The organism is Rhodococcus sp. 14-2483-1-2 (assembly GCF_002259405.1).
GTDB lineage: Bacteria > Actinomycetota > Actinomycetes > Mycobacteriales > Mycobacteriaceae > Rhodococcoides.
In genome coordinates this window covers 346476-369766 of record NZ_NPFW01000014.1, presented here as the reverse complement: position 1 = coordinate 369766, position 23291 = coordinate 346476, and the positions used below count along the sequence as shown (strand labels likewise).

27 protein-coding genes and 4 tRNA genes are annotated in these 23291 nt (G+C 64.7%); 6 read left to right on the top strand and 25 right to left on the bottom strand.

The window, feature by feature from the left end:
* From CH295_RS15355 to CH295_RS15335, 5 genes are all read right to left on the bottom strand, one after another.
* On the bottom strand, positions 1 to 177 hold a 177-nt coding region (locus CH295_RS15355; protein ID WP_170945918.1), incomplete at its 3' end, for an ATP-binding cassette domain-containing protein.
* 446 nt (positions 178 to 623) lie between these two features.
* A complete protein-coding gene (gene rplL, locus CH295_RS15350; protein ID WP_032380460.1) occupies positions 624 to 1010 on the bottom strand; it encodes a 50S ribosomal protein L7/L12 in 387 nt (128 codons plus the stop codon).
* 93 nt (positions 1011 to 1103) lie between these two features.
* A complete protein-coding gene (rplJ, locus tag CH295_RS15345) occupies positions 1104 to 1685 on the bottom strand; it encodes a 50S ribosomal protein L10 (RefSeq protein WP_032380459.1) in 582 nt (193 codons plus the stop codon).
* Between the two features lie 338 nt (positions 1686 to 2023).
* Positions 2024 to 2524, bottom strand: a complete 501-nt coding sequence (locus CH295_RS15340) for a class F sortase (protein ID WP_252342052.1) — start codon at positions 2522 to 2524, stop codon at positions 2024 to 2026.
* Between the two features lie 107 nt (positions 2525 to 2631).
* Positions 2632 to 3390 carry a CHRD domain-containing protein gene (locus CH295_RS15335; protein ID WP_037187126.1) on the bottom strand — a complete coding sequence of 253 codons (759 nt, stop codon included), beginning with the start codon at positions 3388 to 3390 and terminating at the stop codon, positions 2632 to 2634.
* A 144-nt stretch (positions 3391 to 3534) separates the two neighbouring features.
* Between CH295_RS15335 and CH295_RS15330 the strand changes: the two genes are divergently transcribed.
* Together CH295_RS15330 and CH295_RS15325 are read left to right on the top strand one after the other, a co-directional pair.
* Complete coding sequence (locus tag CH295_RS15330; protein ID WP_230596135.1) at positions 3535 to 4068, top strand: sigma-70 family RNA polymerase sigma factor; 534 nt, start codon at positions 3535 to 3537, stop codon at positions 4066 to 4068.
* Positions 4065 to 4820 carry a hypothetical protein gene (locus CH295_RS15325; protein ID WP_094741170.1) on the top strand — a complete coding sequence of 252 codons (756 nt, stop codon included), beginning with the start codon at positions 4065 to 4067 and terminating at the stop codon, positions 4818 to 4820. The genes CH295_RS15330 and CH295_RS15325 overlap by 4 nt, the downstream gene beginning before the upstream one ends.
* Here CH295_RS15325 and CH295_RS15320 read toward each other — a convergent pair.
* The 5 genes from CH295_RS15320 to CH295_RS15300 are packed head-to-tail and all read right to left on the bottom strand — an operon-like array spanning position 4799 to position 10374.
* On the bottom strand, positions 4799 to 7045 hold the full coding sequence (locus CH295_RS15320; protein WP_094741169.1) for an MMPL family transporter: 2247 nt from the start codon (positions 7043 to 7045) through the stop codon (positions 4799 to 4801). The two genes, CH295_RS15325 and CH295_RS15320, sit on opposite strands and share 22 nt — an antisense overlap.
* On the bottom strand, positions 7046 to 8200 hold the full coding sequence (locus tag CH295_RS15315; protein ID WP_094741168.1) for a hypothetical protein: 1155 nt from the start codon (positions 8198 to 8200) through the stop codon (positions 7046 to 7048). It abuts the gene before it with no gap.
* A complete protein-coding gene (locus CH295_RS15310) occupies positions 8197 to 8937 on the bottom strand; it encodes a phosphatidylserine decarboxylase (protein WP_094741167.1) in 741 nt (246 codons plus the stop codon). Before CH295_RS15310 ends, CH295_RS15315 begins: the two co-directional genes overlap by 4 nt.
* Complete coding sequence (locus CH295_RS15305; protein WP_037187118.1) at positions 8937 to 9134, bottom strand: hypothetical protein; 198 nt, start codon at positions 9132 to 9134, stop codon at positions 8937 to 8939. The genes CH295_RS15310 and CH295_RS15305 overlap by 1 nt, the downstream gene beginning before the upstream one ends.
* Before the next feature lies 1 nt (position 9135).
* The gene (locus CH295_RS15300) at positions 9136 to 10374 is read right to left on the bottom strand and encodes an SDR family oxidoreductase (RefSeq protein ID WP_094741166.1); all 1239 of its coding nucleotides are present in this window, start codon (positions 10372 to 10374) and stop codon (positions 9136 to 9138) included.
* A 237-nt stretch (positions 10375 to 10611) separates the two neighbouring features.
* On the opposite strand from CH295_RS15300, the gene CH295_RS15295 reads away from it, so the two are divergent.
* Positions 10612 to 12558: a CocE/NonD family hydrolase gene (locus CH295_RS15295; protein ID WP_094741165.1), complete on the top strand. Its 1947-nt coding sequence runs from the start codon at positions 10612 to 10614 to the stop codon at positions 12556 to 12558.
* A 10-nt stretch (positions 12559 to 12568) separates the two neighbouring features.
* Complete coding sequence (locus tag CH295_RS15290; RefSeq protein ID WP_094741164.1) at positions 12569 to 13480, top strand: alpha/beta fold hydrolase; 912 nt, start codon at positions 12569 to 12571, stop codon at positions 13478 to 13480.
* 76 nt (positions 13481 to 13556) lie between these two features.
* Here CH295_RS15290 and rplA read toward each other — a convergent pair whose 3' ends face one another.
* From rplA to CH295_RS15235, 11 genes are all read right to left on the bottom strand, one after another.
* Positions 13557 to 14276: a 50S ribosomal protein L1 gene (gene rplA / locus CH295_RS15285; protein WP_027498276.1), complete on the bottom strand. Its 720-nt coding sequence runs from the start codon at positions 14274 to 14276 to the stop codon at positions 13557 to 13559.
* 83 nt (positions 14277 to 14359) lie between these two features.
* Entirely contained in the window at positions 14360 to 14794 is a 435-nt protein-coding gene (gene rplK, locus CH295_RS15280) for a 50S ribosomal protein L11 (protein WP_008713829.1), read from the bottom strand.
* 64 nt (positions 14795 to 14858) lie between these two features.
* Positions 14859 to 15683: a transcription termination/antitermination protein NusG gene (gene nusG / locus CH295_RS15275; RefSeq protein ID WP_037187113.1), complete on the bottom strand. Its 825-nt coding sequence runs from the start codon at positions 15681 to 15683 to the stop codon at positions 14859 to 14861.
* 65 nt (positions 15684 to 15748) lie between these two features.
* Positions 15749 to 16228 (bottom strand): preprotein translocase subunit SecE, encoded by a 480-nt coding sequence (secE, locus tag CH295_RS15270; RefSeq protein ID WP_037188687.1) that lies wholly within the window; start codon positions 16226 to 16228, stop codon positions 15749 to 15751.
* Positions 16229 to 16258: 30 nt separating this feature from the next.
* Positions 16259 to 16331, bottom strand: a tRNA-Trp gene (locus CH295_RS15265).
* A 189-nt stretch (positions 16332 to 16520) separates the two neighbouring features.
* Positions 16521 to 16946: a (3R)-hydroxyacyl-ACP dehydratase subunit HadB gene (gene hadB / locus CH295_RS15260; RefSeq protein WP_037187111.1), complete on the bottom strand. Its 426-nt coding sequence runs from the start codon at positions 16944 to 16946 to the stop codon at positions 16521 to 16523.
* Positions 16933 to 17445, bottom strand: a complete 513-nt coding sequence (gene hadA / locus CH295_RS15255; RefSeq protein ID WP_052047287.1) for a (3R)-hydroxyacyl-ACP dehydratase subunit HadA — start codon at positions 17443 to 17445, stop codon at positions 16933 to 16935. The genes hadB and hadA overlap by 14 nt, the downstream gene beginning before the upstream one ends.
* Positions 17446 to 17585: 140 nt before the next feature.
* Positions 17586 to 17753 (bottom strand): 50S ribosomal protein L33, encoded by a 168-nt coding sequence (gene rpmG, locus CH295_RS15250; RefSeq protein ID WP_027498281.1) that lies wholly within the window; start codon positions 17751 to 17753, stop codon positions 17586 to 17588.
* An 81-nt stretch (positions 17754 to 17834) separates the two neighbouring features.
* Positions 17835 to 17907: transfer RNA gene (locus CH295_RS15245), tRNA-Met, on the bottom strand.
* A 62-nt stretch (positions 17908 to 17969) separates the two neighbouring features.
* Positions 17970 to 18042: transfer RNA gene (locus CH295_RS15240), tRNA-Thr, on the bottom strand.
* A gap of 149 nt (positions 18043 to 18191) precedes the next feature.
* Positions 18192 to 18274, bottom strand: a tRNA-Tyr gene (locus CH295_RS15235).
* Positions 18275 to 18449: 175 nt separating this feature from the next.
* Here CH295_RS15235 and CH295_RS15230 point away from each other — a divergent pair.
* Positions 18450 to 18950: a YajQ family cyclic di-GMP-binding protein gene (locus tag CH295_RS15230; protein ID WP_037187107.1), complete on the top strand. Its 501-nt coding sequence runs from the start codon at positions 18450 to 18452 to the stop codon at positions 18948 to 18950.
* A 37-nt stretch (positions 18951 to 18987) separates the two neighbouring features.
* On the opposite strand, the gene htpX is transcribed toward CH295_RS15230, so the two are convergent.
* The 3 genes from htpX to CH295_RS27815 form a co-directional block, all read right to left on the bottom strand.
* Positions 18988 to 19857, bottom strand: coding sequence for a zinc metalloprotease HtpX (htpX, locus tag CH295_RS15225; RefSeq protein ID WP_037187105.1), 870 nt, complete (start codon positions 19855 to 19857; stop codon positions 18988 to 18990).
* Positions 19858 to 19945: 88 nt separating this feature from the next.
* Positions 19946 to 20965 carry a polyprenyl synthetase family protein gene (locus CH295_RS15220; protein ID WP_008713814.1) on the bottom strand — a complete coding sequence of 340 codons (1020 nt, stop codon included), beginning with the start codon at positions 20963 to 20965 and terminating at the stop codon, positions 19946 to 19948.
* A 125-nt stretch (positions 20966 to 21090) separates the two neighbouring features.
* Positions 21091 to 21255: a hypothetical protein gene (locus tag CH295_RS27815; RefSeq protein ID WP_170945917.1), complete on the bottom strand. Its 165-nt coding sequence runs from the start codon at positions 21253 to 21255 to the stop codon at positions 21091 to 21093.
* 79 nt (positions 21256 to 21334) lie between these two features.
* Here CH295_RS27815 and CH295_RS15215 point away from each other — a divergent pair, with 79 nt between their 5' ends.
* Positions 21335 to 22582, top strand: a complete 1248-nt coding sequence (locus tag CH295_RS15215; RefSeq protein ID WP_037187102.1) for a geranylgeranyl reductase family protein — start codon at positions 21335 to 21337, stop codon at positions 22580 to 22582.
* A 12-nt stretch (positions 22583 to 22594) separates the two neighbouring features.
* Here the strand turns inward: CH295_RS15215 and CH295_RS15210 are convergent, their stop codons facing one another.
* Positions 22595 to 23290, bottom strand: coding sequence for a demethylmenaquinone methyltransferase (locus CH295_RS15210; RefSeq protein WP_094741163.1), 696 nt, complete (start codon positions 23288 to 23290; stop codon positions 22595 to 22597).
* Position 23291: the final 1 nt, after the last annotated feature.

The window sequence follows — 23291 nt, the reverse complement described above, 5'->3', positions numbered from 1 at the left end:
GCCCTGCTCGGGCCGCAGCAGACCGATCAGCGACTTCAGGAAGACCGACTTACCGGTACCGGACGGACCGAGGAGAGCACTGACTTCACCCTTCGGCAGGGTCAACGTCACGTCCTGCCAGATCTTCTGTACACCGAAAGACTTGGTCAATCCCTCGACCGAAACCTCGACTCCCACGCTGACCTCCACAATTCGTACACATCGACCCAGATGTGGGTTGCGTCACTGTAACCCATGCACGTGTCCGCTCCGACACAGGAGCTTACCGCCCAGTAAGAACTTCCCCGAGTCAGGCTGTAGAGCTTGCATCAGTGTGGCTCATCTCACGCGACACGGTCGCCGACTCGCCAGAACTGTGACAAGTCCCTGCGTTGCAAAGCTGTGACACACCACAAACAATGACGGCCGAAACCCTTCGGAACGCTTCGGACTTCGGCGAGGTCGAGTAAACAGTGGTGCGGAGCGAGTGTCACGCGATCCGGCGGAGTCCGTGACCGATCACAACGACGCGTCATCCGGTGCCACCATGAACACAGAAAAGGGGCCGTTCCCACCGAAGTGGGAACGGCCCCTCGACCCGCTCTCGATTTCAGAGCGTGAAGTACGACTGCAGTGAAGCGGTCTTATTTGACGGAGATCTTTGCGCCGGCAGCTTCCAGCTTCTCCTTGGCAGCCTCGGCTGCATCCTTGGCGACCTTCTCCAGGATTGCCTTCGGAGCGCTCTCGACGAGGTCCTTGGCTTCCTTCAGGCCGAGGCCGGAGACGACCTCACGGACGACCTTGATGACCTGGATCTTCTTGTCGCCGGCCGACTCGAGGACGACGTCGAACTCGTCCTGCTCCTCGGCAGCCTCAGCCGGAGCACCGGCTGCGCCTGCTGCTGCAACTGCGACGGGAGCGGCTGCGGTGACCTCGAAGGTCTCCTCGAATGCCTTCACGAACTCGCTGAGCTCGAGGAGGGTGAGCTCCTTGAACTGGTCGAGCAATTCTTCGGTGCTGAGCTTCGCCATGGTGGCGGGTCCTTCCTGTAAGTACCTGGTCGCTGATCCGCGACTGGTGTTCGGTGATGGTGTGGAGCTGAGCTGTTCGCCGATACCAGCGGATCAGCTTTCGGCGGGAGCTTCCGCCGGTGCTTCTGCTTCTGCAGGTGCCTCGGCTGCGGCGGGTGCGCCGGCAGCCTTCTTCTCCTGCAACGCGAACGCCAAACGCGCGAACTGCGATGCGGGAGCGTTGAACAGGCCTGCAGCCTTCGACAAGTTGCCCTTCATGGCGCCGGCGAGCTTGGCCAACAGGATTTCGCGCGACTCGAGGTCTGCGATCTTGTTGATCTCGTCCACGGACAGCGTTGCGCCGTCCATGTAGCCGCCCTTGACGATCAAGGCCTTGTTGTCCTTCGCGAAGGCCTTGATGGCCTTCGCAGCGTCGACCGGCTCGCCCTTGATGAATGCAATGGCGGTCGGTCCGACGAACAAATCGTCGAGGCCGGTGATACCGGCTTCGGCAGCTGCGCGCTTGACCAGGGTGTTCTTGGCGACGGAGTACGTGGCACCTTCGCCGAGCGCACGCCGGAGCTGAGTCAGACCGGACACCGACAGGCCACGGTATTCCGTGACGACGGCAGCCGTCGAACCCTTGAACTGTTCGGTGATCTCCGATACTGCTGAGACCTTTTCGGGCTTTGCCATACTTCGCCTCCTCTCGTGGGAAGTTGTGTCGATCGCGAGAGGGCCGGAAAACGACGAACGCCCCGGCGCAAGAAGCACACGGGGCGTGAACGAGCGGCAGCCACGAGGACTGCATACAGGTTCCCTACCTCGTTCTCCTGCGTGGGCCGTCCGAAGCGATCTCGGACCTTCAACCGCGCAACTCCCGGAAGCGAATCCTTCGAGAAGGCGGTGACCAACGGTCTTGGGTAGAACTTGATTGGGCGGTCAGGGCACAAGTGCGAGCACTCGTGATCCGAACCGTCGACCAGGTTACAACACGTTCGGTGTCAACTCCAAAACGTTCGATGTTCGCACTGTCATATGCGCACCCCGTACAGGACCAGGTTGCGCTCGTAGCTGCCCACGGCTGCATCGAAGTCACCCGAACACGTGATGAGCCGGATCTCGTCGGCAGGCACCGCACCGAAGACCAGTGCCGTCGGGAACTCGGCTTTGCCGTAGTCCCCGATCTCGTCGATGCGATACTCGGCTCGACCACCCGCCTCGTCCTCGACCGCGACGATATCGCCGGCTCCGAGTTCCGACAGACGATCGAACACCGCGGGGCCGGTCGTCGAGTCCACGTGCCCGGCGATCACCGTCGGGCTGCCGATCGCGCCGGGACGGCCACCTCCGGTGAACCACCCGACGTCGTCGTAGTCGGTGGGCACCTGCATCTCCCCCGATTCGGTGAGACCCAGGCCGATCAACGGTTCGTCGAGATCGATGTCCTCGGCGCTCACCCGCGTCGGGGCCGGTCGCACCGAGTCCACTGCGGGCGCAGTCGGGGCAGCGCCCGACGACGACTGCGAGGCCACGGACGCTGCCGGTGTCGGGGCCGTCGCCGGTGGCGGTGGCGGTGGCGGTGGCGAGGAACAGCCCACCACCACCGCCGCGGCTGCGGCCGCGATCAGGACCGAATATCTCAGCTCCGCACCTCGCGTCGAGCCGCGAACGTCACGCCCGCAACGACCATCGCGCCCAGAGCCACTGCGCCGACGACAGGAACCACCGAGCTCGACGCCGAATCGGACGCCGCGACTGCCGAGCCGCCACCTCCGGTTGCCACCGATCCGACCGGAATCTGGGTCAGCTGTCCGCGCACCGCTCCCGCGGAGAAGTCGACGGTGTGGGTGTCGGCGGCAAATGCCGCGGGATCGGCTTCGATCTGATCGAGGGTGAATCCGGTACCGCTGTCCGCATCGGCACCGGCCGGAGTGAGGCCGGTGGTGAACGGTCCCTGCATGCAGCCGCTGCTGGTACGCGGGCCGTCGCCGATGGGGGTCGGGTTGGGGAATGCCAGACGCGGAGGTCCTGCTGCGCCCGCTGCCGCCTGGTGGATGTGCGTGGCGGTCTTGGCCGGGCTCATGTAGTCGCCGGTCACGCCTTCGAGCGCGATGTCGTAGCAGACGATGTCGAGATCGGAGTTGATGCGCAGCGTGAAGGTGCCCATCGCGCCGGGCTGCCCCGGAGTGGCGACTCCCTCACCGTTGAGCACCTGGTCGGGAGTGGCCATGGCCGTGAACGCGCTGGTGAACGAATCCGGTTCGGCGACAGGCGTATCGGCACCGGCCGGGGCAGCGGCGAACAGCATCAGCGCGGCGGCGGTGGCCGTACCACCGACGACGGCGGTGGCGGTGGATCGGATCGACGTTGCCGGGCGTGGGATCGAGCGTCTGGTCATCTCGTGTGCCTTCCGTGGGAGTATCGGGCAAGCGAGCCCGTGCAAGGTGTACGAGCGCCGATGCCAGAATGTTCAAAGCTCGGTAAAGAAATATTTCCCGCCTTCGGCATGAACGTCCGAGGGTCGACCGACGTATCCACTGTCATGAGCATCGGGAGCGTGATCGAACTGGACTTCGACGTCGCTGCCGCGTACGACGAGCACGCGTCGGCCATGCTCGGGTTCGCCGTCAACGCTCTTCGCGACAGAACTCTGGCCGAGGATTGCGTTCAGGAGACCTTCTTTCGGGCCTGGCGAGCGCGGTCCCGGTTCGAGCCGAGGCGCGGGTCGCTGCGAACGTGGCTGTTCGCTATCGAACGCAACGTGATCGTCGATGTTCAGCGGTCGCTGACGAGGATGCCGATGCCGGCCTCGGACCGGATCGAGGACATCGATCGGGGCTCGGGCGGGGTCACGCGCGACACCAGCCCCGACATCGACGAGCGGCTCCGCATCATCGCCGCGCTTGCCCTGCTCTCCCCCGAGCATCGTCAGGTCGTCGTCGCAGTGCACCTGAGCGGCAGCACCTACGCGGAGTTGTCGGAATCGACCGGGGTTGCCGTACGAACACTGCGCACCCGCACCTTCTACGCACTGCGAGCCCTACGAGACCACCTCGACGGAAAGGAGGAAACATGAGCGCATCACCCGATCGCCGAGCCGAGTTGATCGCCGCTGCCGTCGGCGACGATCTCGACGACGCCGAAACCTCCGAACTGCGCGAGCTCGCCGCGGCGGACCCCACGATCGACACCGAGATCGCCGAATTGCGCGCGATGACGGATTTTCTCGGCCGCCGTGGACCGACCGAGCCCTGGCTCGAATCTCCGACGCCACCCGACCTGCGCGAGCGAATCCTCGTCGCGACGGGCGACTCCGAGGAACAGGCGGGCATCCAGCAGCTCGGCACGCAGCGGTTCGGACGGCAGCGGTTGGGAGTGCAGCGCAGATCAGCAGGACTTGCCGCTGCGGCCGCAATCGTGGGCGTGGTGGTCGGCAGCGGGGTCGTGCTCGGAGTCGATGCCTACCGCCAGGACCCTACGAATCCGCCCACCGCGATCACCGGTCCGCCCGGAACCCTCGGCGCGTACGAGGAGGTCGCGTTCACGACGAGTACGCCGAGCGTCGACATAGAAGGAGGCCTGGTTGCCCACACGTGGGGCACCGAGACCGTCCTGGAGATGGACGGCATCTCCGATCGTGGGCCGTACGAGGTGGTTCTCGTCGACCGATCGGGTGTCGAACTCCCGTCCGGCACGTTCCTCGGTAGTGACATCACCATCGAGTGCCGGATGAACGCCGCGGTGCTGCGCCAGGACGTGACCGAGATCGAGATCCGCACGTCCGGGGGTGCCGTCCTGGCGAGCGCTCAGCTGCCGACGGCCTCGTAGCGCCCGGAGCCGGTGACGGCTTTCCTACGGTCCGAGCCGGGCCACCAGTTGCGCTCGCCGAACAGCTTCATCATCGCCGGCACCATCATCATGCGCACCAGCACCGCGTCGAACAGCACCGCAATGGCGAGTGCGAAGCCGAACTGTTTGAGCTCGAGCACGTCGGCGGTGAGGAAGCTGGCGAACACGGCGACCATGATCGCGGCGGCGGCCGTGATCGGCCTGGCGGTGTGCTCGATGCCGTCGACGACGGCCACGTCGTTGCTCGCTCCCCGCACGAACACCTCACGCATGCGGCCGATGAGGAACACCTCGTAGTCCATCGACAGGCCGAAGACGACGGCGAACACCGTCACCGGTAGATACACCTGGATGTAGCCCGGGCTCTCGAACCCGAGGATGCTCGACCCCCAACCCCATTGGAAGACGGCGACGGTCGCACCCAACGCTGCTCCGGTGACCAGCAGGTTCATGGCGACGGCCTTGAGCGGAATCACCACGCTGCGGAAGACGACGGCCAAGTAGAAGAGCGAGAAGACCAGGACAGCGGCGACGACCCAGGCGAACTTGCCCGAGATCTCGTCGGAGGCATCGACCACGAGTGCGGTGGTGCCACCCACGGAGACGTTCGTGCCATCCGTGTCACCGGCGACGAGTGCCTGGGCACGAAGGGACCCGACGAGATCGGCGGCCTCCGTCGAGTCGATCGGCACCGACGGAACCACGATCAGCAACGACCGTCCGCCCTCCGGCTGAGCCAACGCGTAGGCGACGCGATCGTCGCCGCGCACGAAGTCGGCGAACGCGTTGACGGTGGCCATCTGCTGCGGGCCCAACGGACTGTCGTCCTCACCCGTGAACACGATGGTGATGGGCGAGATGGTCCCGGGCGCGAACTTCTCGGTCAGGACCGTGTTGGCCCGTCCGGACGGTTCCGCGCTCAGCGCATCGGCACCGAGGTCGACGCCGTAGGAGATCGAACCGATGGGAATCAGGCAGACGATGAGGACCGCGGCCGACGCGGCCGTGTAGCGCCACGGACGTTCGATGACGTGCTGCGCCCACCGCGACCACCACGTGGGTACGGCGGCGTCGTGCTCGTCGACCGACGGGGGTTGGAATCTGCGCGGCAGTGACCAGGCCCCGATGCGCGGTCCCAGCACGGCGAGAATCGCCGGCAGCAGGGTCCACGCGACCACGACGACGGTGGCGATGGTGAGCGCGACGACCAGCGAGATGCTGCGCACCGCGGGGACGTCGACGATGGCGAGGGCTCCGAGTGCGATCAACACGACCAGACCGGAGATGACGATGGTGTGCCCGGCCGTACCCATCGCCGCCCCTACCGCGCGCTCGGTCCGGTCCGGATCTTCCGGAGGTCCGGCTCGACCGATCTCCTCACGGAATCGACTGACTATGAAGAGCGCGTAGTCGATTCCCAGGCCCAGACCGAACATCGCCGCCACGGTGGTGACGAGAACGTCGAACGTCATCACGTTGGACAACAGCGCGAACATCCCGAACGCCGCCAGCACGCCGATTCCGGTGGAGACCAACGGCACGATGCCCGCGACCACCGACCCCAGCGCCAGAACCAGGACCACGAAGGCGATGGGAAGACCGATGCTCTCGGCCCGCACTGCGTCCTCGGATTCGACGCGGGTGAGATCGACCGTCATCGGCGAATATCCCGTCACCGCCACCTCGACGCCGTCGCCGGACGCCGCGCCGATCATCTCCTGCACGCGTTCGGCCACCGCGATCCGATCGCTGGCCTCCCCGCCGATACCGACGAACGCGAGCGCCGACGTGCCGTCCTCGGAGATCGTCGGGACGAAGCCTGCGGTCTCGTAGGGGTCGACGACTCGCAGCACGTCCGGGGACTGCCGCAGCCGACCGACGACCTCCCCCACTCGCTCACGGAACGCCGGGTCCGATGTGTTCACCGACTCGGAGGTGAACGTGACGACGAGTTGTTCGGAGCCGAACGATTCGAAGTGACGCTCGATCAGATCGTCGGCCCGGCTCGATTCGGTGCCCGGCACCGAGAAGTTGGCCCCGACGAGTGAATTCTGCAGCGCCGGATACAGAACCGCCGATCCCACCGCCAGCAGCGTCCAGATCGCCAGCACCACCCAGCGACGACGCGCAACGAGTCGGCCCCACCGGTCGCCGATGTTTCCCCTGCTCAACTGCCGGTCGCTTCGCGAGATCGTGTCGGTCATCTACGTCAACTCCCGGCTGAAGATGCGATACGTGCGGTGCGGGGCGAGTTTCGTCCGCGACAGGACCGAGCCCCTCATCCACGGACTGTCGTCGAGCACGGGAGCCGCTTCGACGCGGGTGAACCCGAGGTCGCGCATGCGCACCGACATCTCCATGATCAGCAGGGAGGACACCGCTCGATCGGGGCAATCGGGATCGACGAACAGCATGTCCACCCGCACGCCGTCGATCACTTCCGTGCGACCCGGACGCTTGACGTGCCACAGCGTCACCAGGTCTCGCGCCCAGCGCGACTTCAGGTGCGACGCCTTCGCGGCGGCCTGATTGACGTCCGGGATTCCCATCAGGAAGCCGACCGGCTCACCGTCGAGTTCGGCCAGCAGGGTGAGCCGGCGGTCGATGACCGGAAGCATCATCTTCAACAGCTCGAACAATTCCGTGTAGGACAGCGGCGAAAAGCCCCAGAAGTTCACGAACGTCTTGTTGTAGAGGTCCCGCACGATGCGTGCGTCGCGGCGCAGCGTCCGGTACTTCATCGACCGGAACGTCACTTCCGATCGCGCCTTGATCTTCTCGAAGATCTGCATGTGCCGCGCGTATTTGGGGTCGTTGTAGATGATGCACGGGTCGTCGAAGAGGTAGCTGTAGAAGTCCTTGACCGCCATCAGACCCCACTTCTCGAAGTGGGCCGCGTAGTACAGCGGATTGTGCGGCATCCCCACCAGGGGCAGTGCCGGGATCTCGTCGACGACGATGCCTGCGCTGTAGAACATCGACGGACCGAACGGCCCGGATATCGTCCCGAGCCCGCGCGCCGAAAGCCATTGCGCCGCAGCGTCGAGCAACGCCTTCGCGACGTCGTGATCGTCGACGGCCTCGTAGAAGCCGAAGAAGCCGATCGACTCCCCCGTGTACTCGGTGAACGACAGATCGTGGATGGCCACGATGCGACCGACGGCAATTCCGTTCTCGCGCGCCAGGAATGCATTGGTGATACGGGTGGCGGCGACCGAGGGCGGCGGCGCGATGAGCACTCGACGCAGGTCCATCGACTCGTCGGGAAGGCGGTACGGGTCGCCCTGGTAGACCAGGTCCGAGACGGCTTCGAACTCGCGCCAGCCGGCTTTGCCGTCGACCTCTTCGATCGTGATCATCGTTCCTCTTCGCTCCGTTGACTGCCGTCGACGAGGATCGGTGAACGGGCCACCGTCGTCTCCCCGGCGAACACGTAATTACCTGGCCGGACGGTGATCTCGTCGACGAGTGCGTCCGGCACGAACACGTCGCACTGAGAACCGAAGCGGATCATCCCGTACTGCTCACCGCGTTCGACGGTGTCTCCGACGGCGACGTGCGCGACGATGCGGTCGACCCAGAGATCGGCAATCTGCGTCACCGTCACCACGGCACCGGACTCGTGCTCGATCGAGATGGTGAGCCGCTCGTTGGTGAGCAGGTAGTCGCAGCCCTCGTCGTAGGGTGTGCGCCGGGTCAACAGGTTCGCGCCGACACGCGCCATCGACTTGTTGAACGGTGCTGCGGACCGGTGGCGACGCATGCCGACGGTGCCCGACACCGGAATTCGGTTGCGGTGCACCGAGTATTCGGACATGTAGATCCCGATCAGGTAGCCACTGTCGCTCGACGCGACTCCTGCGATCTCGTCGAGGACGATCGTCCGTCCCTTCTTCACGGCGAACGCGGTACTGCCTGCCTCCACGCGTTTGACGTACGTGACGAACCCGTCGGCCGGGGCGAGCACCGCCCGCGGATCGGCCGGTGGTTCGCGGTGCGGATCGCGGAAGAAGAACCGGGTCCGCCAGTACACGAACAGCGCGAACGGAGCTGCCAGCACTGCACCGAGGGCGAGCGTTAACCGAATCCACGACATCAGCTGTGCCGCTGTTCGTCGACGCTCTCCGACCAGGTCACGAAGGCATCGGCTGCCCGGTTCCGCACCGACCCGGGCAGCAACCCGATCACCCCACACACCACGTAGAAGCCCAGTGAGAGAACGCCGTTGGACACCTCGCGGCCGATGGGTACGTCCCGAAGGCGCACCGAGGTGGGTTCGAATCCGTCCGCCACGTCAGTTGACGGCGGCGGGCGTGAGCGTCTTGAGCTGTGCTTTCTCGAAGTAGAGCTCGAAGAGTCGGCGGTGATCGCACCAGGAGATGTCGTGGTCGACGGGCAGGATCGCCTCGGGCTTGTGCACCAGGCGCATGAGCTGATCGATGTTGTCGGCCAGCATCGTCTCGGCGAATCGAGGAGAGATGCGCGCGCTGACGCGCTCCTTGAACTCCTCCCAGCTCACCAGATCGAGCCCGAGAAGGTCGGCGTAGAGATCGTGACCGTAGCCGGTGGGATTGCTCGGCAACAGCCTCGTCAGAGGATGGCTGCGCAACGAGTTGCTCGCCATGACGTCGCACATCACGTCGACCGGAACGTAGTTCATCCCCGGGCCGTCCCAGATGGCACCGGCCGCGATCGCCAGTTCGATGATGCGCCAGAAGCTGTAGACCCTGCCCGGATCACGACCGAGTTCGGTGCTTCCGAGGATGTAAGGAGCCTCGCACAGGGTCACGGAGTAGGTGTCCGACATCGACAGCCACCCGAGCAGCGTTGCGTTGACCCACTTCATCTGCGCGTACCCGGAGTACCACCACGAATCGGGACGACGGAAATCCTCGGGCTTCTGATAGAGGTGGGCACCGATACTGCCCACGTACGTCAGATGCTTGCGGGTGGAGGTGATGCTGAATTCGAGGATGCGCAGCACGCTGACGAACCAGTCGTCGCGCAGCTCGGCGTAGCTCTCGGTGTAATCGGTGGAACTGGCACAGTTGAAGATCTGTCCCACTCCGGCAGCCAGGTCGTAGTAGGCGGTCTTGTCGAGACCGAACCGGAATTTCGTGGGAGTGCCCTCGACGATGCGGATCTTGTCTGCGTCCACCGCGATCTCGTACTGGTCGAAGGTGCGCTGCAGACGCTCGAGGGCTGTTTCCTCCTCGGTGGGACGAACCATCGCGTAGACGATCTCCACCGCCGCATCACGCGTCAGTCGACCGATCAGGTGGGCGCCGAGGAAGCCGTTGGCCCCGAACACCAGCGCGGTCTCGGTCACCGGGGGTGCCATCGCCGCTACCCGTCGGCGGGTGTCCTCGTCGATGAAGGGCCGCAGCGCAGTGGGATCACCGTTGCTCAGGGCAACGACGTCCGCGTACTTTCCGGCGAAGCGAAGCCCCGGGCATTCATTGGTGATCAGCGCATCCGCGTGCGGCCAGACCGGACGCAACGATCCGTCTCCGAACAGTGCTTCTACGTGCATTCGTGCTCCCCTGCAACGATCGGTGTCCCATGTCACTTCGGACCGCCAGAACGTAGCAATCCCGCGGGCTCACGACTCGCTGACCGGAAAAGTCTGGTACCCCCCATAGCGTCACTCAACTTTTGTTGAGAGGGTTCCCAACAAAACACAGCTGGGCGCGACATTTGTTGGAGCAGATTACGACCGATCCGCGTTCCGCAGGACAAACAGGGTCGTTCGAAGGTCTAATCGATCTTCATGACTGCCGTGCAGCCCCACCCCCTCCTGCAACCCGTACGCGATCCCAGCGGCGGCGACGCGGCAGCGGCGTGGGCGGAGATCGTGCGCGAGCAACCGCGCTACCCTCGCGTGTCCATCACGGCGAACGTGCGCATCCCGATGAGCGACGGGACGGCGTTGCGCGCATACGTCTTTCGCCCCGCGGACGCGTCGGGACGCGCGGTCGAGGGCACGTTTCCCACCGTCCTGAACCTCACGCCCTACAACAAGCTGCTGATCAAGGGCATCGACACCATCCTCGAGACCCCGGTTCTCGGCAGTGCCATCAGAACCTTCTCGTCCGCGTTCGACCTGACCGGAACCAGATTCGACGGCATCACCGAGATCACCCGAGTGGTGGCGGGCGGGGCCGCCGACCTGCTTTCGGTCAACCGCCATCTCGTGCGGAGCGGGTACGTCCAGATGATCGTCGACGTCCGCGGAACCGGCAGTTCCTCGGGCACCTGGGACGTGCTGGGTCCCCGGGAACAGCTCGACTCGCTCGAGGTGATCGAGTGGGCCCGACGCCAGTATTGGTGCAACGGCCGGATCGGGATGGCCGGCATCTCGTACTCCGCGATCAATGCGCTGCAGGCCGCGGCCAAGCAGCCCGCCGGGCTCGACGCGATATTTGCGGTCGAGGGCTCGGTGGATATCGTGCGTGAAATCTTTGCCACCGGAGGGGCCACCTCGGCGTTCATTCCACTGTGGCTCGCGGCGGTCAACGGGCTCAAATGGGCACCCGCGGTATGCGGAGTCGACACGTTCGCCTGGCTCCGCGATCGCGTTCGATCCCCGGCCACGAATCTGTTCGACCTGGCCAAAGGCTTTGTCACAGGCGGAGATCCGCGAATCTACGACAACGAGTACTACGACACCATCGATGCCGTCATCGAAGACATCGCGGCACCGACATTTCTGTACGGTTGCTGGCACGACATCTTCGGCGGTTCCGCACCGGACATCTACAATCGGCTCGCTCTCGAACGCGGATTCAAGCAGTTGCTCGTCGGCGACGGTTACCACGGCAACCCGGGAATCGGCTTCGGCGAGCCGGGCTTTCCGCCTCGCCTGGACGTACTCGAGCGCGCCTGGTTCGACAAGTGGCTACGCGACGTGGACAACGGAATCGAGAACTACGGCCCCGTCACCCTGCGTCAGCAGGGTGGCAATTGGACTGCGCACGGACGCTTTCCGGCTCCCCGGGCGCAACCCCGCCGGCTCTACCTGTCGGCAGCGGCTTCGGGCACCGCGCCCCATGCCCTCGCCCACGGCAGCCTCACCGGCGAACCGGCCGCCGAATCCGACGTCCTCACAGTGCGCCCGTCACTGCGAGCCGTCGTATCTCGCGACACCACACAGGTTCTCGCCGGCGTGACGGCAGTCCTGGGCGGCGGCTTCACCTACGACAATCGATTCGCGGAGAGCGCAGCAGTCACCTTCACCACCGCACCTGCCGAGTCGGACACCGTCCTGTCCGGCCCCATGAACCTGCACCTACGCGTCGTCTGCCATGCACCGGAAGCGATGTGGGCCATCATGATATGCGACGTCGCCCCGAGCGGCCGATCGATCGTGCTCAGCAACGGAGCCCTGCTCGCCTCACGCCGAGCCGTCGACGACGAGCGATCGCTGTTCGCCCCGAACGGCGATTACACCCGTCCGTACCATCCACTCACCGAGGCAGCGTTGCTCCCGGTACCCGTGGGCGAACCCATCGCCCTCGACATCGACATCCTCACCACCGAGGCCGTCATCGCGTCCGGCCACCGCCTACGCGTGAGCGTATTCGCCACCGACGCACCGCGGTTCATCCCGATCCTGCCGGATCTGGTCCGTACGCGGCTGCGCAGACAGGACATCGACATCGATCCGAAGAATCCGAGTTACCTGGTGGTTCCGGTACTCGGTGAGCCCGGCTGGTAGGAACGAGAACATGAGAATCGAACAAGGTGTCGCGCCGACGAACTCCGTCGAGATCGCGTACGAGGACATGGGATCGATCGACGATCCCGCAGTGTTGCTCATCATGGGCCTGTCCGCGCAATTGACGTTGTGGCCCATGGACTTCTGCACCCGCCTCGTCGACGCCGGCTACCGGGTGATCCGAATCGACAATCGCGATATCGGATTGTCCACCAAGATGGCCGGGCAGAAAGTGCGAGGATCCCAGATCCTGCGCCTGATCCGGCACGAGTTCGGGATGTCCTCGGACGTGCCGTACACGATCACGGACATGGCGGCCGACGCCGTCGGCGTGCTCGACCATCTCGACATCGACTCGGTGCACGTCGTCGGTGCCTCGATGGGCGGGATGATCACCCAGGTCTTCGCCGGAAGCTATCCCGAACGAACGAAGTCGGTCGGCATCCTCTTCTCGAGCACCAACGAGCCGTTTCTGCCGCCGCCCGATCCGCGCGCGCTGCTGCCGCTCATCGGCGGAGTCGGGAAGGACGCCACCAGGGACGAGATCATCGCGCACTCGGCGAAGACGCTCGCCGCGATCGGTTCCCCCGGTTACCGCACTCCGCTCGAGGAGCAACTGGAGATCGCGCAGGTGATGTACGAGCGGAACTACAACCCGTCCGGAGTCGTCCGTCAGATGGCTGCCATCACCGGCACCGGCAGCCTGCGGCCGTACGCGAAGAAGATCACCGCGCCGACCACCGTCATCCACGGCACCGCCGACAAACTGGTGCGGCCGTCGGGCGGTAAGGCCATCGCCCGCGCCGTCCCCGACGCCGAGCTGACTCTGATCGACGGGATGGCCCACGACCTGCCCGCCGCACTGCTCGACCGCATCGCCGGCATCATCCTGGCGAACTTCGCGCGGGCGCGCGCTGCATAGGCGAGACGGACCCATCACGCGACGAAGGCCGGCACCCGATGGATCGGTGCCGGCCTTCGCAGTGGTGCTGAGATGATTACGCGTTCGCGTCGTCCTCGAGGAGGTTGCGCGTGCGGTTCGGATCGACCTGGACGCCGGGTCCGGTGGTGGTCGAGACGGTGACCTTCTTGACGTAACGACCCTTGGCCGACGACGGCTTCGCACGCAGGATCTCGTCCAGCGCTGCGCCGTAGTTCTCCACCAGCTTGGTCTCGTCGAACGAGGCCTTGCCGATGACGAAGTGCAGGTTGGCCTGCTTGTCGACGCGGAAGTTGATCTTGCCGCCCTTGATGTCGTTGACGGCCTTGGTCACATCGTTGGTGACCGTGCCCGTCTTCGGGTTCGGCATCAGGCCACGCGGTCCGAGGACACGGGCGATACGGCCGACCTTGGCCATCTGATCCGGGGTGGCGATCGCGGCGTCGAAGTCCAGGAATCCGCCCTGGATGCGCTCGATCAGATCTTCTGCGCCGACGACGTCGGCTCCTGCTGCCTCGGCCTCTGCAGCCTTCTCACCAGCGGCGAAAACAATAACCCGAGCGGTCTTGCCGGTGCCGTGGGGAAGGTTGACGGTGCCGCGCACCATCTGGTCGGCCTTGCGAGGGTCGACGCCGAGACGCACTGCGACCTCGACGGTGGGGTCGAACTTGCTCGACGCGGTCTCCTTGGCCAGCTTCGCGGCTTCGAGAGGCGAGTAGAGGTTGTCCTGGTCGATCTTTGCGGCCTGCTCGAGGTAGGCCTTGCTGCGCTTTGCCATGTCTTACTGTCCTTCGTTCGAGTTCAGTGTGGTTGACGAGCCTGGCCGGCTCTCCCACGTGTGATGCTTGGAGGGGCTGAGAATCAGCCTTCGACCGTGATGCCCATCGAGCGAGCAGTGCCGGCGATGATCTTCGCGGCCTGATCGATGTCGTTGGCGTTGAGGTCTTCCTGCTTGGTCTTGGCGATCTCGCGCACCTGGTCCATGGTCACCTTGGCGACCTTGGTCTTGTGCGGCTCGCCGGAGCCCTTCGCCACGCCTGCGGCCTTGAGCAGCAGCTTGGCAGCGGGAGGAGTCTTCAGCTTGAAGTCGAACGTGCGGTCTTCGTAGACCGAGATCTCGACCGGCACGACGTTTCCGCGCTGCGACTCGGTCGCGGCGTTGTACGCCTTGCAGAACTCCATGATGTTGACGCCGTGCTGGCCCAGTGCGGGGCCGACGGGCGGTGCCGGGTTGGCGGCACCGGCCTGGATCTGAAGCTTGATGATCCCGGCTAGCTTCTTCTTCTTCGGGGGCATTTCTTTTTCCTTGTATTCGCTCGGGTTTCTTGCGGTTGCTACTGCAAGTCTGTGCGCGCGGCTTCTAGATCTTGGAGACCTGGGTGAAGCCGAGCTCGACCGGTGTTTCACGGCCGAAGATCGATACCAACACCTTGAGCTTCTGCTGCTCTGCGTTGACCTCGCTGATGCTGGCGGGGAGGGTCGCGAACGGGCCGTCCATGACGGTGACCGACTCGCCGACCTCGAAGTCGACCTCGATGGTGGGCTTCGACGTGGTGTCGCCGCCCTGCTCCGCTGCGCCTGCGGTCGCTTTCGCGTCCTTCTTGGCACCTTCCTGCGGCATGAGGAACTTGACGACCTCGTTGATGGTCAACGGTGACGGCCGCGAGGTGGCACCGACGAAACCGGTGACGCCTGGGGTGTTGCGGACAGCTCCCCAGGACTCGTCGTTGAGTTCCATGCGGACGAGGATGTAGCCGGGCAGAACCTTGCGGTTGACCTGCTTGCGCTGGCCGTTCTTGATCTCGGTGACCTCTTCGATGGGAACTTCCACCTGGAAGATGTAGTCACCGACGTCGAGGTTCTGCACGCGGGTCTCGAGGTTGGCCTTGACCTTGTTCTCGTAGCCTGCGTACGAGTGGATGACGTACCAGTCACCGGGAGCGCGGCGCAGAGCCGCCTTCATCTCGGCAACGGGATCCTCGGGCTCGGCTGTCACATCTGCATCGGCGGTCTCGCCGTCTTCGGCGGGGACATCCTCACCGGTAGCAGCGGCGACGTCGGCCTTGATGGCTTCGTCGGTCTCGCGGTCCTGAGCGGCCTGCTCCGCTTCGAGGCCCTGCTTGGTCGCCTCGACATCGGCGTCGAATGCGGCCACTTCGGTGGCGTCGTTGTGCGGCGTGCTCACGTCAGCACCCTTTCTCTAGTTTCCTGCTCGGTTCGATCGTCGATATGTCACGCAGCTGCGATCGGTCAGCCGAACAGCCAGCCGACGCCCTGAATGAAGAGCAGATCGAGGCCACTGATGTAGGCGACCATGAACGTCAGGAAGACGAGCACGACGCTGGTGTAGGTGACCATCTGCTTCTTGTTCGGCCAGATGACCTTGCGAAGCTCGGCGACGACCTCACGGAAGAACTGCAGCAGACGCAGGAACACGTTCGGCCGCTTGTCGGCTTTGACCTTGCCCGATCGAGTCCTACCGGTCTTGGCCTTGGCCGGCGCGGTGGATGCGGCCGGAGCCTTGGACATCGACACGCCCGAGGCACTACCGCGGGACCTGCTGGTGGATCGCTTGCCGGTGGGCACCACGGCGTCTGCAGCGGATTCACCGGCAGTGGTATCAGCATCGGAAGGACGGCCCTCGGAGCCAGGTGCGACGTCGTCCGAGGCCGAGGAGTTCTCGAACTCCTCCTCCGATCGACCGTCGCGCTTACCGCGCTCCTCGCTCACGTCGTTCCTCTCAGTTGCTGACACCTTGGGCAGGGGCGACAGGACTTGAACCTGCAACCTACGGTTTTGGAGACCGTTGCTCTACCAATTGAGCTACGCCCCTTCGGCCGAAACTTCTCGGCCGCTCTGGTGTCCATCCGGCTCGTACACGCGGCCCACGCACCCTCGGGAAGAGGACGCGGGCAGCGCAGAGCGCCGAATTACCCCAGAAATCTCAGTGTACTGCACACCCTTCGGAACAGATAAATCCCGTCGTCCCGGCCGTGGACTACCTCGACCGGATCGACCATGCTCAGGCCAAGCGCACCGTTGCGGTGGCTCTCCCGAAAATCTTCTTGCCCTCGAACTTCGCGACGATGGCGACGGTCGCAGTGCGCTTCTCGTCGTCCATCGACTTGATCTTGCCGGTGAACTCGACCGACGCCGCAGCGTCCGCCGGGACGTACACCGAGCTGGTGAAGCGCACGTTGTATTCGGTGACCGCACCGGGATCGCCGAGCCACGAGGTGACGAAGCCGGCACCGAGACCCATCGTCAGCATGCCGTGCGCGATCACGTTGTCCAGTCCGGCCAACTCGACGACTTCGTCGCTCCAGTGGATGGGATTGGGGTCGCCCGACACGCCTGCGTAGTTCACCAGGTCGCCGCGGGTCAGGGACACGATGCGCTCGGGAAGCTCGTCACCGACGGACACGTCGCCGAAATTACGAAGCGCCATGCATGATCACTTCCTTGACCGCGTGCGCGATGTTCTCGTCGATCTCGCCACCGGTACGGGCCACGATGGTCGTCCAGGTCGTCTGCACGACCTCACCGTTCTGATCGGTGACGATGTTCTTGGTGGTCATGATGTCGCTGCCACTCATCTGACGAAAGGACTCGAGGTGGACGTCGCAGATCAACCGGTCGCCGACCTGGATCGGCCGGTGGAATTCCAGTCGCTGATCGGTCTGCAGGATCTGACTCGGGTCGTAGCCGGTGATGACCTCTTTGAACATCCGCGTCTGCGCGATGATGCCCACCAGTGAAATGAAGGTCAAGGGCGCGAGGAGACCGTCGTAACCGAGGCCCTTCGCTGCGTCCTCGTCGTGGTGCGCGGGGTGGAAATCCTGAACCGCACGCGCGTACTCACGAACCTTCTCGCGGCCGACCTCGTAGAAGTCGTCGACGCGATAATGAAAACCGACCATGGACGCCGCGTGAGCGGACACATCCATGGCCGGGACATCCTGTGGAGCTTGTGACACGGAAAGACAACCTTTTCTACCCTGGACGCAAGAGCCGTTAGGTGGAGAAGTGTGTCCTAACGCCGGGCGCCGACTGCTGAACGGAACTGCGAACCAGCGAGCCGAGCGGACTAGCGAGATTCGCGGTGAGCCCGATGCGTGCCGCAGTTGGAGCAGAACTTCTTCAGCTCGATGCGGTCGGGATCGTTCCGACGGTTCTTCTTGGTGATGTAGTTGCGGTGCTTGCAAACCTCGCAGGCCAAGGTGATCTTGGGCCGCACATCGGTGGAGGAGGCCACTGGACGCCTACTTTCGGGTAAATCTGATCAGGGTCAATCAGGACTGTTCATGAGTGCTACTGGTCGTGCTTGCCTACTGTGTAGCGGTGACCGGACTTGAACCGGCGACGCAACGATTATGAGTCGTTTGCTCTACCAACTGAGCTACACCGCCTCAGGTGCTCACCGTCCACCATCCCACGCGGGGAACGCGACGTCGAGCCATCCAATCCAGCGAGCCCCCTAACGGAATCGAACCGTTGACCTTTTCCTTACCATGGAAACGCTCTACCGACTGAGCTAAGGGGGCGAGCAACTACGCATGTTGCCGTGCGCTGAAGCCTTCAAGAGGTTACACATTCCGAGCGCCGACTACCAAATTGCGTGGTCAGCGAGCCGTTCTGGTCCCTCTTCACATGGAAACCCCAGCGAGAGAAATCCTCGCCGGGGTTCCAGGTGTGGCAGATGTAGGATTCGAACCTACGTAGGCATAAGCCGACGGATTTACAGTCCGCTCCCATTGGCCGCTCGGGCAATCTGCCGTGATGCGATCGAAGCCCGTACTGCTCTTCGGCGCGGTGAGAAGAATACAACGAACGTCCCCCCGGAACGCAAACCGGGTGGATACGGTCGGTAGCGGGCCGATAAAGTCCCAGCGGGATGTGGACCGACACCACCGCAAAATCAAATTTTCGATTCGACTGGAGAGTGTGAGAAGTGGCTGATTCGTCCTTCGACGTAGTGAGCAAGGTCGACCGACAGGAAGTGGACAACGCCGTCGGACAGGCCGCGAAGGAGCTGGCGACCCGCTTCGACTTCCGTGGATCCGACACCAGCATCGAATGGTCCGGCAGCGGCGAGTCCGAGACCATCGTCATCACCTCCGAATCCGAGGAGAAGGTCAAGGCCGCCCTCGACGTGTTCAAGGAGAAGCTGATCCGACGGGACGTCTCCCTCAAGGCCTTCGAGACCAACGATCCGGCCGCGTCCGGCAAGGTCTACAAGGTCACCGGCAAGCTCGTGCAGGGCATCACGACCGAGAACGCCAAGAAGATCTCCAAGAAGATCCGCGACGACGGCCCCAAGGGCGTCAAGGCCCAGATCCAGGGCGACGAACTGCGCGTGAGCAGCAAGAAGCGCGACGACCTGCAAGCCATCCAGCAGCTGCTCAAGAGCGAGGATTTCGGCATCGCACTGCAGTTCGTCAACTACCGATAGAGCGGCATCTCACCTGGGTCGTTCCGCAGGCTCGGCGTCAGTACGGCCGGTGGCCGGCCATCCGTTCGAGGCGTTCGATGCGGTCGGCCATCGGGGGGTGGGTGGCGAACAACTGCCCTGCCTTGTCGCCGATGCGGAACGGATTGGCGATCATCAGATGTGACTCCGCCGCCAACCGCGGCTCGGGCGGCAACGGTGCCAACTGCACCCCCTGCTCGAGCTTGCGGAGCGCCGACGCGAGGGCCAGCGGATCTCCGGTCAGCTCGGCTCCCGACTGATCTGCCTGGTACTCCCGCGAACGGGAGACGGCCAGCCGAACCAGGGTGGCCGCGATGGGCCCCAGCATCGACACCAGGAGCAGCGCGATCGGGTTCGGGCCTCCGTTGCCGCGTCCGCCGAAGATGTTGGCGAAAAAGGCCAGGTTGGCCAAGCCGGAGATGACAGCAGCCATCGCTCCCGCCACCGACGAGATCAGAATGTCTCGGTTGTAGACGTGCGAGAGCTCGTGCCCGAGCACCGCGCGTAGTTCGCGCTCGTCGAGGATGCGCAGGATGCCCTCGGTGCAGCACACCGCTGCATTGCGCGGGTTGCGTCCTGTCGCGAACGCGTTGGGGTTGTTGGTGGGGCTGACGTACAGCGCGGGCATCGGCTGATGAGCCGTCGTCGCCAACTCCCGCACGATCCGATACATCGCCGGCTGCTCGAGCTCGCTCACCGGCACGGCATGCATCGACCGCAAGGCCATCTTCGCGCTGTTGAAGTACGCGTAACCGTTGACGCCGACTGCCAACACGATGGAGCCGATGAGAATGGTCGCGTTACCGAACAGCGAGCCGATGAAGACGATGAGCGCCGACATCCCGACCAGCAGGCCGAAAGTCTTCGCGCCGTTCGCGTAACCGTTCATGTCTGAAGGTGCCTCCTCGTACCGGGTGTTACTACCCGATTCAACGAAAGCACCCCGACCGGCAGTTCCCGGCCGAGGTCCGAGCCGACTACCCGACGCGCTCGACGGTGTAATTCACCAACCGGCCGAGTGCATCGTTGGCCGGGCCCTGTGGCAGCAGTGCAAGTTCTGCGTGTGCCCGGGCGGCGTATTCGCCGAGTGTCTTCTTGGCCGAGACCATGCCGGGTGAACGCTGGAGCAGCTCCAGAGCCTCGGTGACCAGAGCGTCCTCGGTGACCGGACCGGCGAGGATCTCGCGCAGTCGATCGCCGTCGGCACCTTCTTCGCGCAGCGCGAAGAGCACCGGCAGAGTGTGTACGCCCTCCCGCAGGTCGGTGCCGGGAGTCTTGCCGGACTGCTCGGTGGCCGAAGAGATGTCGATGATGTCGTCGGAGATCTGAAAGGCGGTACCGACGGCGTCACCGAGGCGCTCGAGGCGTCCCACATGCTCGGCATCGCCGCCGGAGAACGTTCCGCCGAAGCGTCCGCACGAGGCGATGAGCGAGCCGGTCTTCTCCCACACGACCTTCAAGTAGTGCGCGACGGGATCGTCGGTGCTCTTGGCCCCGATGGTTTCGCGCATCTGGCCGGTGACGAGTTCTGCGAAGGTCTCGGCGATGATGCGGACGGCGTCGGGTCCGAGCGTGGACACCAGACGAGACGCGTGCGCGAACAGGTAGTCGCCCGCGAGGATCGCCACACTGTTGCCCCAGCGTGAGTTCGCACTCTCGGCACCTCGACGCATCGACGCCTCGTCCATGACGTCGTCGTGATAGAGCGTCGCCAGGTGAACCAGTTCGACGACCGTGGCCGCAGTGACGATCGCCGGATCGGTCGGCGACGGTCCCAGTTGGCCGGTGAGCACGGTGAACAGGGGCCGGAATCGCTTTCCGCCGGCCTTGGCCAGGTGCAGCGCGGCCTCGGTGAGGAACTCCTCACCGTCGGAGAGTTCGCTGATCATCAGTTCTTCGACGCGTGCGAGGCCGTCGGCGACGGATCGCGCGAGCTCCGGGTCACCCAGGTCGACTCCGGCAACGACCGTTGCTACGGCAGCGTCGTCTGTACTCACGATGTTGGTCCCTGTCCTGTCGTCGACATGCCGGCGGCAGCGGCGAAGCGCCGCTGCTCGCCTTCTACCGTAGTGAACCTAGCGTGCACACCGGTGGGACGGTGTCACCGACCACAGGTGACGCTTCACTCACCGAGGTTGCCGGAGATGACTTCGAGCGTCACGGCCATCGCTGCCGACGCCCTGTCGCCCGATGCGTCGGTCGGTGCAGCCATCAGAGCGTCGAGCAGGATCACGTGCGGAATTCTGCTGGTGACCGCGAGTTCTCGCTGGAAGCCGACGTCACGCACGGCCACCACCACGCGTTCACACGGCGGCGAACGGAGACCCTCGACGCACCAGTTCGTAGAAGTCGGGATACTGGAACACGTGAGCACTCCCCACCCCGCCCCACCCACCACGACCGACGTTCTGGTCGTGGGCGCGGGCCCCGCAGGATCGTCCGCTGCGGCATGGGCCGCGCGATCGGGCCGCGACGTCGTCCTGGCCGACGCGGCAGTGTTCCCCCGCGACAAGACGTGCGGTGACGGGTTGACGCCACGTGCCGTCGCCGAGCTCGATCAGCTCGGTCTGGGTGAGTGGGTGCGCAGCAAAGCGCGCAACCGAGGACTGCGCCTGAGCGGATTCGGGCAGGAACTGGAACTCGAGTGGCCGAGCAGATCACTGCCGACCATCGGAAGTGCGGTTCCCAGAACCGAACTGGACGACAGGATTCGCGTCGCCGCAGTCGAATCCGGAGCCGTGATGGCCGAGGGAGCCAAGGCCGTCGCCGTCACCCGCGACGGCACTTCGGTCCGCTCGGTAACCCTTCAGACCGCTGACGGTGCACACGAGATCTCCTGCCGCACATTGATCGTCGCCGATGGTGTCCGCTCGACTCTGGGCAAGCAACTCGGGCGGCAATGGCATCGCGACACCGCATTCGGCGTCGCTGCTCGCGCTTACATCGACTCGGGCCGTAGCAACGACGAGTGGATCAGCTCGCACCTCGAATTACGCGACGCCGCAGGCACTCTGCAGCCCGGTTACGGCTGGGTCTTCCCGTTGGGCGACGGAACCATCAACATCGGCGTCGGCACCTTGGCCACCGCCAAGAGGCCGGCACCAGGAGCGCTGCGCCCCCTACTCGACCTCTACACCCACCAGCGCCGTGGCGAATGGGATCTCAGCGGGGAGTTGCGCTCGGTGGCGTCGGCGCTGCTGCCGATGGGCGGCGCGGTCTCGGGAATCGCGGGCACCAACTGGGCCATCATCGGCGACGCCGCAGCCTGCGTGAACCCACTCAACGGCGAGGGCATCGACTACGGACTCGAAGGCGGTCGCATGGTCGTCGACCTGCTCGATCACCCCGACCTCACCGACGCCTGGCCGAGCCTGCTGCGCGAGCACTACGGGCAGTCCTTCTCCATCGCTCGACGCCTCGCCGGACTGTTGACCGTGCCCAGATTCCTGCCCGCAGCAGGACCGGTGGGCATGCGCTCACGCGCACTGATGAAAGTCGCCGTCCGCTGCATGGGCAACCTCATCACCGAAGCGGACAGCGACCTCGTCGCCCGCACCTGGCGGGCGTCGGGAACCGGATCGCTGAAAATCGATTCCCGGCCGCCCTTTTCGTGACACCAGGGAGCGTCAGGGGCGAATTGCCTTGTGCAGAGCCACAATTCCGCCGGTGAGGTTGCGCCACTGCACGTCGGTCCAGCCCGCGTCGGTGATCCGCTGTGCCAGTTGTTCCTGCGTCGGCCACGCGCGGATGGACTCGGCGAGATAGACGTACGCGTCGGGGTTGCTGCTCACCGCGCGAGCGACTTTCGGCAACGCCTTCATCAGGTACTCCATGTACACGGTGCGGAACGGACCGAACACCGGCGTGGAGAATTCCGAGACGACGAGCCTGCCACCGGGCTTGGTGACGCGGGCGATCTCGCGCAGGCCGGCGTCGAAATCCGAGACGTTGCGGAGGCCGAAAGAGATGGTGGCGGCATCGAAGCTGGCGTCGGCGTAGGGCAACGCCATCGCGTCACCTGCGACCATCGGCACACCTCGTTGCAGTCCTGCCTGCAGCATGCCCTTGGAGAAATCGGTGGCCACGCACCAGGCTCCGCTGCGACCGAGTTCGACGGTGGAGACGCCGGTGCCTGCGGCGAGGTCGAGTACCCGCTCGCCAGGTTCGAGAGCGAGGGCGCGCCGAGTCAGTTTGCGCCAACTCCGGTCCTGCCCGAACGACAGAACCGTGTTGGTGATGTCGTATCGACGGGCGACGCCGTCGAACATCGACGCCACCTCGTGGGGCTCTTTTGCCAGGGTTGCGCGTGATGTCTGGGCCACG